Source organism: Pseudomonas imrae, assembly GCF_046352735.2.
Lineage (GTDB): Bacteria > Pseudomonadota > Gammaproteobacteria > Pseudomonadales > Pseudomonadaceae > Aquipseudomonas > Aquipseudomonas imrae.
Window position 1 is genome coordinate 915,893 of record NZ_CP110853.2, and the last position, 13,417, is coordinate 929,309.

The 13,417-nt window shown below is 59.0% G+C and carries 14 protein-coding genes; 8 read left to right on the forward strand and 6 right to left on the reverse strand.

What is annotated here, in order from left to right:
- Nucleotides 1-205 precede the first annotated feature (205 nt).
- Together gluQRS and dksA are read right to left on the reverse strand one after the other, a co-directional pair.
- Nucleotides 206-1,093: a tRNA glutamyl-Q(34) synthetase GluQRS gene (gene gluQRS / locus OQ460_RS04030; RefSeq protein ID WP_410020605.1), complete on the reverse strand. Its 888-nt coding sequence runs from the start codon at nucleotides 1,091-1,093 to the stop codon at nucleotides 206-208.
- Nucleotides 1,094-1,177: 84 nt separating this feature from the next.
- Nucleotides 1,178-1,621 carry an RNA polymerase-binding protein DksA gene (gene dksA / locus OQ460_RS04035; protein WP_003194150.1) on the reverse strand — a complete coding sequence of 148 codons (444 nt, stop codon included), beginning with the start codon at nucleotides 1,619-1,621 and terminating at the stop codon, nucleotides 1,178-1,180.
- A gap of 310 nt (nucleotides 1,622-1,931) precedes the next feature.
- On the opposite strand from dksA, the gene OQ460_RS04040 reads away from it, so the two are divergent.
- Complete coding sequence (locus OQ460_RS04040; protein WP_410020606.1) at nucleotides 1,932-3,104, forward strand: pyridoxal phosphate-dependent aminotransferase; 1,173 nt, start codon at nucleotides 1,932-1,934, stop codon at nucleotides 3,102-3,104.
- Nucleotides 3,104-3,817 (forward strand): DNA/RNA nuclease SfsA, encoded by a 714-nt coding sequence (gene sfsA, locus OQ460_RS04045; protein WP_410020607.1) that lies wholly within the window; start codon nucleotides 3,104-3,106, stop codon nucleotides 3,815-3,817. The genes OQ460_RS04040 and sfsA overlap by 1 nt, the downstream gene beginning before the upstream one ends.
- Here the strand turns inward: sfsA and OQ460_RS04050 are convergent.
- A complete protein-coding gene (locus OQ460_RS04050; protein ID WP_410020608.1) occupies nucleotides 3,814-4,131 on the reverse strand; it encodes a Rieske (2Fe-2S) protein in 318 nt (105 codons plus the stop codon). The genes sfsA and OQ460_RS04050 overlap by 4 nt on opposite strands.
- Before the next feature lie 213 nt (nucleotides 4,132-4,344).
- Here OQ460_RS04050 and OQ460_RS04055 point away from each other — a divergent pair, with 213 nt between their 5' ends.
- The 3 genes from OQ460_RS04055 to OQ460_RS04065 are packed head-to-tail and all read left to right on the forward strand — an operon-like array spanning nucleotide 4,345 to nucleotide 7,024.
- Nucleotides 4,345-5,223, forward strand: coding sequence for a heme/hemin ABC transporter substrate-binding protein (locus OQ460_RS04055; RefSeq protein ID WP_410020609.1), 879 nt, complete (start codon nucleotides 4,345-4,347; stop codon nucleotides 5,221-5,223).
- Nucleotides 5,220-6,257: a FecCD family ABC transporter permease gene (locus OQ460_RS04060; protein WP_410020610.1), complete on the forward strand. Its 1,038-nt coding sequence runs from the start codon at nucleotides 5,220-5,222 to the stop codon at nucleotides 6,255-6,257. The genes OQ460_RS04055 and OQ460_RS04060 overlap by 4 nt, the downstream gene beginning before the upstream one ends.
- Before the next feature lie 56 nt (nucleotides 6,258-6,313).
- Nucleotides 6,314-7,024 (forward strand): heme ABC transporter ATP-binding protein, encoded by a 711-nt coding sequence (locus tag OQ460_RS04065; protein WP_410021922.1) that lies wholly within the window; start codon nucleotides 6,314-6,316, stop codon nucleotides 7,022-7,024.
- Nucleotides 7,025-7,259: 235 nt separating this feature from the next.
- On the opposite strand, the gene OQ460_RS04070 is transcribed toward OQ460_RS04065, so the two are convergent.
- The 3 genes from OQ460_RS04070 to OQ460_RS04080 form a co-directional block, all read right to left on the reverse strand.
- A complete protein-coding gene (locus OQ460_RS04070) occupies nucleotides 7,260-7,532 on the reverse strand; it encodes a TfoX/Sxy family protein (protein ID WP_410020611.1) in 273 nt (90 codons plus the stop codon).
- Between the two features lie 204 nt (nucleotides 7,533-7,736).
- The gene (locus OQ460_RS04075; RefSeq protein WP_410020612.1) at nucleotides 7,737-8,081 is read right to left on the reverse strand and encodes a pentapeptide repeat-containing protein; all 345 of its coding nucleotides are present in this window, start codon (nucleotides 8,079-8,081) and stop codon (nucleotides 7,737-7,739) included.
- Between the two features lie 92 nt (nucleotides 8,082-8,173).
- Entirely contained in the window at nucleotides 8,174-9,733 is a 1,560-nt protein-coding gene (locus tag OQ460_RS04080) for an AAA family ATPase (protein WP_410020613.1), read from the reverse strand.
- 118 nt (nucleotides 9,734-9,851) lie between these two features.
- Between OQ460_RS04080 and mrcB the strand changes: the two genes are divergently transcribed.
- The 3 genes from mrcB to OQ460_RS04095 are packed head-to-tail and all read left to right on the forward strand — an operon-like array spanning nucleotide 9,852 to nucleotide 13,253.
- Nucleotides 9,852-12,176, forward strand: a complete 2,325-nt coding sequence (gene mrcB, locus OQ460_RS04085; RefSeq protein WP_410020614.1) for a penicillin-binding protein 1B — start codon at nucleotides 9,852-9,854, stop codon at nucleotides 12,174-12,176.
- 16 nt (nucleotides 12,177-12,192) lie between these two features.
- On the forward strand, nucleotides 12,193-12,924 hold the full coding sequence (locus tag OQ460_RS04090) for a hypothetical protein (RefSeq protein WP_410020615.1): 732 nt from the start codon (nucleotides 12,193-12,195) through the stop codon (nucleotides 12,922-12,924).
- The gene (locus tag OQ460_RS04095; protein WP_410020616.1) at nucleotides 12,924-13,253 is read left to right on the forward strand and encodes a YqcC family protein; all 330 of its coding nucleotides are present in this window, start codon (nucleotides 12,924-12,926) and stop codon (nucleotides 13,251-13,253) included. The genes OQ460_RS04090 and OQ460_RS04095 overlap by 1 nt, the downstream gene beginning before the upstream one ends.
- The last annotated feature ends 164 nt before the right edge of the window (nucleotides 13,254-13,417 follow it).

Genomic DNA, 13,417 nt, shown 5'->3' on the forward strand with positions numbered 1-13,417 from the left:
ATGAAGGTCACCACGATCAGAATCAGCCAAAGCAGATAGGGTCGGTACCAGGCGCCTGTGGCGTCAATCCACCAATCCATGATGGCGGGAGAAAACAGATAGATCCCGACAACCAACAGGAGGACCAATCGATAGATATACATACTGGCCTCTGATTGAAAAACTGCGGCGATGGTAACGGATGGCTGGCAGGCTGCAAGCGTCTTCAGTGCAATTGCGCTTCGTCCAGGGTGAGCACCCGCGGGATCTGGCGGGCATCCCAGTGGCGGATGCCCCAATCCAACAGCTCTCGTGGACTGGCGTGGTGCAGTTCATCCCCCGGCTGCTGACCGAGGGCGCGCAATGCTCGGAGCAGCAGCGGGGTGGCCTGATCGCTGTCCAGCGGCGGTGAACGGTAGGATTTACCCAACTTGTTGCCGTCTGGCTGGGTAATCAGCGGGACGTGCAGGTAACGGGGCTGGGGTAGGCCGAGCAATTCTTGCAGGTACAGTTGGCGCGGGGTGGAATCGAGCAGGTCGGCGCCCCGCACGATATCGGTAACACCTTGCCAGGCATCGTCGAGGACGACGGCCAATTGGTAGGCATACAGGCCATCGCGACGCTGGATGACGAAGTCGCCCACATCCCGGCCGAGATGTTGTCGGAATTGGCCCTGGACCCGGTCGGTAAAATGGTATTCCAGCTCCGGTACCCGCAGTCGGATGGCGGCATCTACCTGGCCGTGGCCAGCGTTGCGGCATAAGCCTGGGTAAATGCCGTGATACGGCTCAAGTTGCTTGCGCGAACAGGTACAGGCGTAAGCCAGACCCTGGTTGAACAAGCGATTGAGGACCTCGGCGTAGGCCTCGTGCCTTTCGCTTTGTCGGACCCGTTCGCCGTCCCACTCAAAGCCATAGCGTTCCAGGGCATCGAGAATTGCTGCCTGGGCGCCTGGCTCTTCTCGTGGTGGGTCGAGGTCTTCCATGCGCATCAGCCACAAGCCATTGTTGGCGCGAGCGTCGAGATAGGAGGCGAGGGCGGCAACCAGGGAGCCGAAATGTAGATGGCCGCTGGGTGTGGGGGCGAAACGCCCGATGTAAGAGGAGGCTGTCATGGGCTGGATATTACTGGAAAAGTCGCAAATGCCAGAAACAAAAATGGGGCGTTTGCACGCCCCATTCGTTCAGCCCGGCGGTAATTACTTGCCGACCTGTTTTTCCTTGATTTCCGCCAAGGTCTTGCAGTCTACGCACAGGTCTGCGGTCGGACGGGCCTCCAAGCGGCGAATACCAATTTCGACGCCGCAGGATTCGCACCAGCCGTATTCTTCGTCTTTGATCAGTTGCAAGGTCTTGTCGATCTTTTTGATCAACTTGCGCTCGCGATCGCGGGCCCGCAGTTCAAGGGCGAACTCTTCTTCCTGGCTGGCACGGTCTGCCGGGTCAGGAAAGTTGGCTGCTTCGTCCTTCATATGGTCAACGGTGCGGTCGACCTCCTGCATCAAATCCTGTTTCCACTTGTTCAGGATTTTGGTGAAGTGCTCTCGCATGGGCTCGCCCATGTACTCCTCGCCCTTTTTTTCCACGTAGGGTTCGAAGCCGCCGAGGCCTTGAGTCTGCTGTTGCTTTGCTTGGGTGGACATGAATAGACCGCCTCTCACTCTTCTAATCCATTGCGCAGGATTGCAACACTACCGACACCTGCCGGCCCTGCGGCTGCAAGCGGGCGAACTTACCAGATAGATTCGGGGTGCGCCACTCCCGGTTGTCGAGGCACCCTTGTGTGCGGGTGGCAAACCGCGAGCTCTCTAGCAAGACAGGCCCTGAACGATAATTTTAGCCGCTTTGCCAGGCCCTGCCCGGAACATCTGCCGTGATGCATTTGGAATACGGCATGTTTTACGCTACCGGTTGGGTAGAATCGGGGTTTGCATTTAACCGTAAGGAAGGCTAATGGCTCAGCCCTACAGCGCACGCAGTCGCGCTATCGAACCTTTTCATGTCATGGCGTTGCTGGCGCGAGCCAACGAACTGCAGGCAGCAGGTCATGATGTGATTCACCTGGAGATTGGTGAACCGGACTTCACCACGGCTGAGCCCATCATCAAGGCAGGGCAGGCCGCGCTGGCTGATGGCAAGACCCGTTACACCGCCGCTCGTGGCTTGCCGCAACTGCGCGAAGCGATCAGTGGCTTCTACCAGCAGCGTTACGGCCTGGATATCGATCCCGAGCGAATTCTGATCACGCCGGGCGGTTCGGGAGCGTTACTTTTGGCCAGCAGTTTGCTGGTGGATCCGGGCAAGCACTGGCTGCTGGCGGACCCGGGTTATCCGTGTAACCGGCATTTCCTGCGCCTGGTGGAGGGTGCTGCCCAGTTGGTCCCGGTAGGCCCTGAAGTACGTTATCAACTGACCGCCGACCTGGTTGCGCGCCACTGGAACCAGGACAGTGTCGGGGCATTGGTTGCTTCCCCGGCCAATCCAACCGGGACAATTCTCACGCGTGACGAATTGGCCGGGCTGTCGAGTGCGATCAAGGCGCGTGACGGCCACTTGGTGGTGGACGAGATCTATCATGGCCTGACTTATGGCACCGATGCCTGCAGTGTGCTGGAGGTCGATGACGAAGCTTTTGTCTTAAATAGCTTTTCAAAGTATTTCGGGATGACCGGCTGGCGCTTGGGTTGGCTGGTAGCACCACCTGCGGCAGTCGGTGAGTTGGAGAAATTGGCGCAGAATCTTTATATCAGTGCGCCGAGCATGGCTCAGCATGCTGCGTTGTCATGTTTCACTGCGCAAACGTTGAGCATTCTCGAGGAGCGGCGAGCCGAATTTGGCCGGCGCCGTGATTTCTTGTTGCCGGCGCTGCGCGAGTTGGGCTTCTCGATTGCAGTCGAACCCGAAGGTGCGTTTTACCTGTACGCGGATATCAGCGCGTTCGGCGGCGATGCCTTTGCATTTTGTCGCCATTTTCTCGAGACCGAGCATGTGGCTTTTACTCCCGGGCTGGATTTTGGGCGTTATCAGGCCGGTCATCATGTGCGGTTTGCCTACACCCAAAGCCTGGAACGCTTGCAGCAAGCGGTGGAACGAATCGCCCGCGGCCTGAAGAGTTGGCAAGGCTGATGCGTTTTGATCCTCCCCTCGAAGAGGGCCGGCTGATCCGTCGTTACAAGCGTTTTCTGGCCGATATCGAAACCATTGGTGGCGAGTTACTCACCATTCACTGCCCAAACACCGGCTCGATGTTCAATTGCATGGTTGAAGGTGGCCAGGTCTGGTTCAGTCGTTCCAATGATCCCAAGCGCAAATTGCCCGGCACCTGGGAAATCAGCGAAACCCCGCAAGGACGCCTGGCCTGCATCAACACCGCGCGCGCCAATCAGTTGGTTGAGGAGGCGTTACGTGCAGGAATTATCAGCGAGCTCAATGGCTTTACCGGATTGAGGCGTGAAGTGGCCTACGGGCAGGAGAACAGTCGTATCGACTTTCGTCTGGAATACCCCCTGGGCGCGGCCTATGTCGAAGTCAAAAGCGTCACGCTGGGATTTGACGGGACATCCATCGCCGCATTCCCTGATGCGGTGACTCAGCGCGGGGCCAAACACTTGCGCGAGCTTGCACATCTGGCGCGTGATGGCGTACGGGCGGTGCAGTTGTATTGTGTCAATCTGTCCGGCATTGATGGGGTGCGTCCCGCCGAGGAGATCGACGCGGGTTACGCTGCCGCGCTGCGTGAAGCCAAGGCAGCCGGGGTGCAAGTCCTGGCTTACGGTGTACGGGTGACTGAGCAGGAAATCTGCATCGACCGGCCCTTGGCTGTGCTGCTTGACGTCTAGAGTTGCACCCACAAGCCCTGCTCGTCTTCGCGACCGTGCAGGGCTGTCAGGTTTTGCCCCGCACAAGGGCCGGCGACGCATTCGCCGCTTTCCACGAGAAACAGCGCGCCGTGGGTTGCACACTGGATCAGGCTCGCGCTTTGATCGAGAAATCGGTCGGGCTGCCATTCCAGCGGGATGCCTCGATGGGGGCAGCGATTGATGTAGAAGTAGGCGATGCCGCCCCGGCGCACGGCAAACAACTTGCGGCCATCGATATCGAAGCCGCGACTGCCGGCTTCAACGAGTGCTTGTGAGGGGCAAAGAAACTTCATGATGGCTCTCGGAGGGGCGGGCGCGCAGATAAAGGGCTGCAGGTTTGTTCAGGCTGTGCCGGTGTTCCTGGCGCTTGACGTTCAAATGCAAACAATTATCAAATGCTGTCTTCGCCCGTAAGCTGACTGCGTGCTCATTACGATGCCAGGTCTTGTCGATCTGTCACATGGGCGAGTGATCCAGCGGGTCTACCCTTGGAAGGAAACCCTTTTATGCGCCTGAGTGCCAGCGCTATCGCGCTTGTTGTCGGACTGCTGATCAATCATGGCGTGCAAGCCTCGGAGCTGGCGCAACGCTGGGTCAGCGCTGGCGGTGCGTTGTCGGAATGGGTCGTGGCCTTGGGCGGTGAGTCAAAGTTGGTGGGGGTCGACACCACCAGTCAGCATCCAGAATCCCTCAAGGCCTTGTCCAGCATCGGTTATCAGCGTCAGTTATCGGCCGAAGGCATTCTGAGCCTGCGTCCGGAAATCCTGGTGGGTACCGAGGAAATGGGGCCGCCGCCGGTGCTGGCGCAGATCCGCAAGGCAGGTGTAACTGTGGAACTCTTCTCGGCCCAGCCTGACTTGCCGACGCTTGAACGCAACCTGCACCACTTGGGCAGGTTGCTGGGCAGCGATGAAAAGGCATTGGTATTGTTCAGCGGTTATCAGCAGCAGCTAGAGCAGCAAAAAGACTGGGTGATGCATGCCCAGGCCACACAACAAGAGCCAGGCGTGCTGTTGGTATTGGGGCACGCCGGCGGCAAGCCGTTGATCGCGGGTAAGGACACGGCTGCCGATTGGGTGCTGCAACAAGCAGGCGGGCGCAATCTGGCGACTCACAGTGGTTATAAGCCGTTTTCCGTTGAGTCCTTGGCGGGCCTGAATCCAGAGGTGCTGGTGTTTTCGGATCGCGCCCTCAGTGGCGATGCCGCCCGCGAGGCGCTGTTCAAGGAGAACCCGGTGCTTGCATCCACGCCCGCAGCCCGGCAAGGCCGGGTGTTTGAGTTGGATCCTACGCTACTGGTAGGAGGCCTGGGACCGCGGCTGCCGGCCAGCCTGACGAGGCTGTCCAAGGGCTTCTACCCTTCTCAGGATAAAGCCGCTCCATGAGTACTCTGGTTAAACCGCGTACCTTGTTTATCGGCTTGACGCTGTTATGTGTACTGGCGATCTGGCTGTCACTGGCCCTGGGGCCGGTCAGCCTGCCGTTGATCGATACGTTGCGCGCCGCCTTGCGCTTGCTGGGCGTGCCGATTGAAGCGGCGGGTCTGGAGCAGGCCGAGCTAATTCTCGGCCAGATACGCCTGCCGCGCACGTTATTGGGGCTTGCGGCAGGTGGCGTGCTGGCGCTTTCGGGGGTTGCCATGCAGGGATTGTTTCGCAACCCGTTGGCCGACCCCGGCTTGGTCGGAGTTTCCAGCGGTGCGGCGTTGGGAGCAGCGCTTGCGATTGTGGGAGGGTCGTTGCTGGGTGGCCTGCCGGACGTATCGGGCCCTTATCTGCTGTCGTTGTGTGCCTTTCTTGGTGGCCTGGGAGTGACCGCGCTGGTCTATCACCTAGGGCGGCGCAACGGCCAGACCAACGTAGCGACCATGTTGCTGGCTGGGATCGCCTTGACGGCCCTGGCCGGGTCGGCAGTGGGGCTGTTTACCTACCTGGCGGATGACGCCACGTTACGCACACTCACCTTTTGGAACCTGGGCAGTTTGAATGGGGCCAGTTACTCGCGGTTGTGGCCGCTGTTGCTGGTCAGTGCCGGCGTTGCGCTGTGGCTGCCGCGCCGGGCCAAGGCGCTGAATGCTTTGTTACTGGGTGAGTCTGAGGCCAGTCATTTGGGAGTCGATGTCGAACGGCTCAAGCGTGAATTGGTGTTTTGCACTGCGCTGGGTGTCGGTGCAGCCGTTGCGGCGGCGGGGATGATAGGTTTTGTCGGGCTGGTGGTGCCGCATCTGGTACGCCTGCTGGCGGGGCCTGACCATCGGGTGCTCTTACCCGCTTCGCTGCTGGCCGGCGCAAGCCTGCTGCTGTTTGCTGATCTGGTGGCCCGCTTGGCCTTGGCACCTGCGGAACTGCCCATTGGTATCGTTACCGCGTTTATCGGTGCCCCGTTTTTTCTGTACCTGTTGCTGCGAGGTCGTGCCTGATGCTGCGCGTGGAAAACCTGCAGATCCTTCGCGGGCACAAGATCGTTCTCAGCGATGTGAGCCTGGAGCTCAGGCCTGGTGAAGTGCTGGGCGTCCTGGGGCCCAATGGCGCAGGCAAAAGTACGTTGCTCGCTGCGCTGTGCGCGCAATTGCCCGCTGATCAGGGCCAGATATGGTTGGATCAGCGCGAGCTGAAACACTGGAGTGGTGCAGAGCGCGCCCGGCGCCTTGCGGTGCTGCCACAAACATCCACCCTGGATTTTGCTTTTCGGGTGGAGGAAGTGGTCGGTATGGGGCGTCTGCCGCACCAGACCGGCAAAGTGCGTGACGATGATATTATCTGCGCTGCCTTAGAGGCCGCAGATGTCAGCCATCTGAGCGGGCGCAGCTATTTGGCCTTGTCGGGCGGCGAGCGTCAGCGGGTACATCTGGCACGGGTGCTGGCGCAACTCTGGCCGGGTGAGGCGGGGCAGACGTTATTGCTCGATGAGCCGACTTCGATGCTCGACCCCCTGCATCAGCACACGACTTTGCAGGCGATTCGCCGGTTTGCTGATCGTGGCGCCGCGGTGCTGGTGATCCTCCATGACTTGAACCTGGCCGCCCGCTACTGTGACCGCATCCTGCTGCTGGAAAGTGGCCGCCCACATGCACTTGATGTCCCGGCCCAGGTTCTGCGTCCCGAGCCGCTCAAGGCAGTGTTTGGCCTGGATGTATTAGTGCAGCCACATCCCGAGCGAGGGCATCCGCTGATCATCGCGCGTTGACTTTTGCGCAGGCAAAAAAAGACCCGGCAAGAGCCGGGTCAAATAACCGTGATTAGCCTGATGAGGAGATAATCTGAGAGTCCGAACCAATGGTCTTTCAGTTATCGGCTGATCTCGCGATCAGTTGTGATAATCATAACGATTCTCATTTGAGAGTCAACCTTTGTTTTGCGCTCTTTGCCATTTCCGTCAAACGTTCGTGTGAAATTCGCGCACGTAGCGCATTCGTGGCTTTTCAATTCTTCTGCCGCACGGACAAGGTCTCGAATTGACGATTCAAGGCTTCCTTGCGCTCTGTCGGTATGTCATTCCAATGCACATCCATCAATGCACCCTCGATGGCATACAACAACACTTTGGATGCCCGGAAGCCGCGGGACCGCACCGCCCGGTAAGCATCAACCGCTCCCAGGCGCCGCAGATCCGAAGCGCTATGGATGCCCACCGCATGCAGCCATTGCGCTGACGTCTTGCCCAGGTTTTTCAGGTGTTGCAGCTCATCATTCATCAAGCCTCCTTGCAACGGGCCGAAGGTGCGGTGGGTATCGTGACCATGCAAGCCTGCAAAGGAGTGTAGCGCTCAGTAGGAAAAGCGTAGTTCTTTGCTAAGAAACGACGTAAATGCTTCTAAGGCTGGCGCTTGATTTTTGACGGCGGGCAGGCGTGAAACGCCCGGCTTGCGCTGCGCAGGGCGTGAATGGATGTGCAGGTATTACTTGGTCCGGTAGCGCAGCCGGGTACCAAAATTGACCGACATGAGAATTTCGTCGGCGCTCAGTTCAACTGGGAAATAAGTCCCCGAAATCTGTGCGTGGGCCAGGCTGGCCCCTTCCAGGGAGCATCCCCGCAGGTCCAGGCCGCGCAAGTCGGCAGAGCGGAAGTACGCATCGGTGAAATCCACGCCCTCGGCATGCAGGTCGCGCAGATCAAGTCCGCGAAAGTCGCCGCCGCGCATATCCACGGTGCCGTCTCTGGCTCGCTGTTGATTGAAGCCACGAATATCATCTTTGTGCAGCAGCACATAAAGCGCAGAGTCAAGAAGCTTCGGCTGGCTCACAACGGCGTCTCCTGCCGGATGGGTGATGTCATTATAGTATCACTGTCGCCCGGCCGTGAGCTACGCACAGCTGCACGGCCAAGATAGTTTTCCTACAGGCCTGGCAGGCGCTGGCGGATGTGTGCAACCAGGGCGTCCAGCGTGCCGCTTTCATTGGTCTCGACACGCTTGCTCAGCAGGGTTTCTTCGGCGCTGAGTGGTTCGCGGGCGGCCTGTTGCTCTTCGATAATCGCCAATGTGGCATCGGACGGATCGTTCTGGTCCGCTTGGCGTTGTGCAAGCCAGTTGGCGATAACGGCGTGGGGGGCATTGCAGTCGAGGATCAAAAAGGGAGCGCCGGTAGCTTGCGCAATGTTGGCGGCGGCGTCGCGTTGCTCGCGCTTGAGGTAGGTGGCATCCAGCGCCACAGGGAAACCGGCGCGCAGCAGGGTGTCGGCGATCTCGTGCAGCCGTGTATAGGTCGCAGCGCTGGCGTTCGTTGCGTAGATACCCGCCTGCGGGGTGTTTTCGATTGTCTGTTCGCCGAACAGGCGCTTGCGTTCCACGTCGGAGCGCACGCGGATCGCGCCCAAGGCTTCCACCAGGCGCATTGCCACATGGCTTTTGCCGGTGGCCGATACACCATGGGTGATCGCCAGGAAACGCGATGGGATTGCACTGTAGCTTTCCGCCAGGTTCGCGTAGTTGCGGTATTGGCGCAAAGTCGTTGCACGCTGCACCCCGGCGGCTTCGGCTGGCATGCTGAACAACGCTACCTTGGCCCGTACCAGCGCACGGTAGGCTTTATAGAAGTTCAGCAACTCCACGCCTTGATAGTCGCCTGTCAGTTCCAGGTACTGGCTGATAAAGCGTCGGGCCAGGGATTTCAGGCCGCGGTCCTCCAGGTCCATGGCCAGGAAAGCGGTATCGGCGTAGACGTCGGTAAAGCGAAACGGCTCATTGAACTCAATGCAGTCGAAGATCACCACGTGGCCGTCGATCAAGGTGGCGTTGCCCAGATGGATATCGCCGTGGCATTCGCGGATGAAACCGTTGAGCTTGCGTTGCTCGAACAATGGCTTGAGGCGGGTGAAGCTGCTTTCAGCCCACGCTTCAAGCGCGTTCAACTGCTCCAGGTCAGATTTTTCACTGAGGAATGGGCGGATCTGTTCAAAGTTCTGGCGTACTGGCGCCATCACATCGTGCGGGGTACCGGCGGAATGATCGGCTGGGACTTGCGGAGCACTCAGATGGAACTTGGCAATCTGCCGGGCCATTTCGTCGATGTGCGCGGTGGTCAGTTCGCCGTTGGCCTGCAAGGTGCTTAGCAACTGACTTTGTGGGAATTGGCGCATTTTCAGCAGGTAATCGATTACCGGGCCATCGTTGCCATTGAGCTGCGGCGCTTCGGCGCTGCCGGTGATCGGTAAAACCTCAAGATACAAATCTTGCGTCAGGCGCTGGTTAAGACGCAGCTCTTCGTTGCAAAAGTGGCGGCGTGCGTCCAGATGGGTGAAGTCGAGGAAACTGAAATTCACCGGCTTCTTCATCTTGTAGGCATAGGGCCCGGTGAGCAGAACCCATGAAATATGGGTTTCAATGACTTGAAACTCTTCTACCGGATGTGGAAACAGGGCCGGGTTTTGCAGGGCAGCAATCAGGGACTGGCTCACGGGCGATCCTTCGGAGTCTGGGGGAAATAATAGTGGCCATTATGGCGGCTCACGTCGGTCGTGCAAACCGCTGTCCGGCTCATGTTGATCATCGATAAAGTGCGTATAATCCGCCGCCATGACTCGTACCCGATCCCCTCGTTCCCGAAAAAAACCTCCATCCCGCAGCCTGCGCCCCTGGCTGGGCTGGGCGATCAAGCTTGGCCTGGTTGGCCTGGTGGTGATCGCTGGCATAGCGGTTTACCTTGATGCCGTGGTTCAGGAGAAGTTCTCTGGCAAGCGCTGGACCATTCCCGCGAAGGTCTATGCACGCCCGCTGGAGCTGTTCACCGGCCAGAAGCTGAGCAAGGCAGACTTCCTCACCGAGCTTGATGCATTGGGCTATCGGCGTGAAAGCGTAAGCAATGGTCCCGGCGCGGCGGCCGTCAGCGGTAATACCGTGGACTTGAACACCAGGGGGTTCCAGTTCTATGAAGGCCTCGAAAAGGCGCAGCCGGTACGCGTGCGTTTTTCCGGAGACTACGTCGCCGAGCTTTCGTCGCTTAACGGTGGGAAATTACCGGTGGTTCGTCTGGAACCGCTGTTGATCGGCGGGATTTACCCGAAGAACCTTGAAGATCGCATCCTGATCAAGATCGACCAGGTGCCTCCTTACCTGTTGGAAACGCTGGTCGCGGTGGAAGACCGGGACTTTTACAGTCACTGGGGGGTGTCGCCAAAGTCCATTGCCCGCGCTGTCTGGGTCAATACTTCAGGCGGCAAGATGACCCAGGGCGGCAGTACGCTGACGCAACAGTTGGTCAAGAACTTCTATCTGACTAGCGAACGCAGCCTGACCCGCAAGCTCACTGAAGCCATGATGGCGATGTTGCTGGAGTTGCATTACAGCAAGCAGGAAATCCTTGAGGCATACCTCAACGAAGTATTCGTTGGCCAGGACGGTCAGCGCGCGGTGCATGGCTTTGGCCTGGCCAGTCAGTTTTTCTTCGGTCAGCCGCTGGCCGAGCTGAAGCTGCATCAAGTGGCCTTGCTGGTGGGCATGGTCAAGGGGCCGTCCTATTACAACCCTCGGCGCAACCCCGAGCGCGCCCTCGAACGACGTAACTTGGTGCTTGATGTGCTTGAGCAGCAAGGTGTTGCCACGGCCGAACAGATTGCCGCAGCCAAGAAAATGCCCCTGGGTGTGACCACTCGTGGCAAGTTGGCGGACAGCTCGTTCCCCGGCTTTATCGACCTGGTCAAGCGCCAACTGCGTGAAGACTATCGCGACGAGGACTTGACCGAGGAAGGCCTGCGGATCTTTACCAGTTTCGACCCGATCCTGCAGATGAAGGCCGAAGCGTCGGTCGCTGACACATTCAAGCGACTGTCCGGGCGTAAAGGCTCTGATGCGGTCGAAGCCGCGATGGTGGTGACTAACCCGGAAACGGGCGAAGTCCAGGCGATGATCGGCAGTCGCCAGGCCAGCTTCGCCGGTTTCAACCGTGCTCTGGATGCCGTGCGACCGATAGGCTCGCTGATCAAGCCTGCGGTCTACCTGACCGCGTTGGAGAAACCCAGCAAGTACACGTTGACCAGTTGGCTGTCCGACGAGGCATTCTCGGTCAAGGGCGCAGATGGTCAGGTATGGAAACCACAGAATTATGATCGGCGCTCCCACGGTACGGTGTTCCTGTACCAGGGGCTGGCGCATTCCTACAACTTGTCGACGGCCCGGCTGGGTCTGGAATTGGGTGTGCCCAACGTGCTCAAGACCCTGGCTCGACTGGGTGTAAGCCGCGAGTTTCCTGCATTTCCCTCAATGTTGCTGGGGGCTGGTGGTTTGAGCCCGATGGAAGTGGCAACTATGTACCAGACGCTTGCCAACGGTGGATTCAATACGCCGATGCGTGGGATTCGTAGCGTCCTGACGGCAGAAGGGGAGCCGCTCAAGCGTTACCCGTTCCAGATTCAACAACGCTTTGACCCGGCGTCGATCTATCTGGTGCAGAACGCCATGCAACGGGTAATGCGCGAAGGCACGGGCCGTTCGGTCTATAACTCGTTGCCGGCCAACCTGACGCTGGCCGGCAAGACCGGTACCAGTAACGATTCCCGGGACAGTTGGTTCGCAGGCTTCAGCCAGGACTTGCTCGCCGTGGTCTGGCTGGGCCGCGATGACAATGGCAAGACACCATTCACCGGTGCCACGGGGGCATTGCAGGTCTGGACCAGCTTCATGCGCAAGGCCGACCCGTTGCCCCTGAATATGCCGCAGCCAGACAATATAGTTCAGGCCTGGATTGATGCCCGAACCGGCCAAGGTTCCGACGCCAACTGTCCGGGTGCGGTACAGATGCCGTATATTCGCGGCAGCGAGCCGCCAGCTGGTCCGGCGTGCAATAGCGCAATTCCCACAGACGCCGAATCGGTAATGGATTGGGTCAAGGGCTGGATGAATTAAGCAAAGAGGATTTCAAGTGAACAAGTGGTTGATTCCAGCTATTGCAACGCTGGCTTTGCTCGGCGGTTGCTCCAGTGTGCAGCGCGGTTCCATCCCGGTGGTGGATGCCGGTACAGCTGTTTCCAATAACGATCGAATCTCGGCAAAGGGTGGTTTCCGTCAGACAGTGACCACCCGTCCGACACCCACGACCGCACAAGCTGTGCCTCAGGCGTCGGGTGTGGTGGTAATGGTGCCAGGCGGTGGTGCCACGGCTTCCGCGCCAATCAGCAGCCAGCCATTTACACCGGGGCCGATCACGCCGGGTCCGGTTGAGTCCACGCCAATCCAGCCCGGGCCGGTCAATCAGGGTTCCTACAGCATGCCCTCCACCCCGAGCGGAATTCCTTCCACTAGTGCCGGGGGCTTGTCGGCCGACGAGCAATTGGACGGCCCCGTGCTGGCTTTGTTGACTACCGCGCAGCAACAACAAGCCGGCGGCGACTTGAACGGTGCGTCCTCCAGCCTTGAGCGCGCCCAGCGCGTGGCGCCGCGTGAACCGCAAGTGCTCTATCGCCTGGCGCAAGTGCGCATGGCCCAGGGCGATGCGCCGCAAGCCGAACAGTTCGCGCGTCGTGGCCTAACAATGGCCAATGGCCGTCCTGATCTGCAGGCCAGCTTGTGGGGCTTGATTGCCCAGGCTCGCGAGAAGCAGGGTGATGCTGCGGGTGCTGCCCAGGCTCGTCAAAAGGCCAAGGTAAGCCTCTGATGGATGCACGTTTTCCGCAGATCGCTGAACAGCTATTGCTGATCGAGCGTGAATTGCGCCTGCAGGGCTGGTGGGATGAAAAATCGCCTAGCGCCGAGGCACTGAGCAGCGTCGAACCGTTTTCGGTCGATACGCTGGATTTTCACCAGTGGCTGCAATGGATCTTCCTTGTGCGGATGAAGCAGATCCTTGAGCAGGACCTGCCATTGCCCAGCGCTTCTGGAATTATGGAAATGGCCGAGATGGTCTATGCCGACAAACCACGCGAGAGCCAGGGCTTGCGTGCCGCGCTGAAAAAAATCGATCAATTGATCGTCGGCGCTCGTTAATTGCCTGACTGCCGGGTTTTTCGGCAGTCTCGCGCATATTTCTACCGCTTGACGACATTCAGGCGAGTTTTATCCCTCCTCAAACCTCTTTCTTGTGCGTTCTCATGCGCTTAGTCGTAAAAAAGCGCAATTATTGCTTGACTTGAAGAGGCTGAAACACAAGA

Coding starts and splice junctions, on each gene's coding strand:
- mrcB (WP_410020614.1), top strand. CDS start 9,852: ATGACTCGTACCCGATCCCCTCGTTCCCGAAAAAAACCTCCATCCCGC.
- dksA (WP_003194150.1), bottom strand. CDS start 1,621: ATGTCCACCCAAGCAAAGCAACAGCAGACTCAAGGCCTCGGCGGCTTC.
- OQ460_RS04060 (WP_410020610.1), top strand. CDS start 5,220: ATGAGTACTCTGGTTAAACCGCGTACCTTGTTTATCGGCTTGACGCTG.
- OQ460_RS04095 (WP_410020616.1), top strand. CDS start 12,924: ATGGATGCACGTTTTCCGCAGATCGCTGAACAGCTATTGCTGATCGAG.
- OQ460_RS04055 (WP_410020609.1), top strand. CDS start 4,345: ATGCGCCTGAGTGCCAGCGCTATCGCGCTTGTTGTCGGACTGCTGATC.
- sfsA (WP_410020607.1), top strand. CDS start 3,104: ATGCGTTTTGATCCTCCCCTCGAAGAGGGCCGGCTGATCCGTCGTTAC.
- OQ460_RS04050 (WP_410020608.1), bottom strand. CDS start 4,131: ATGAAGTTTCTTTGCCCCTCACAAGCACTCGTTGAAGCCGGCAGTCGC.
- OQ460_RS04070 (WP_410020611.1), bottom strand. CDS start 7,532: ATGAATGATGAGCTGCAACACCTGAAAAACCTGGGCAAGACGTCAGCG.
- gluQRS (WP_410020605.1), bottom strand. CDS start 1,093: ATGACAGCCTCCTCTTACATCGGGCGTTTCGCCCCCACACCCAGCGGC.
- OQ460_RS04040 (WP_410020606.1), top strand. CDS start 1,932: ATGGCTCAGCCCTACAGCGCACGCAGTCGCGCTATCGAACCTTTTCAT.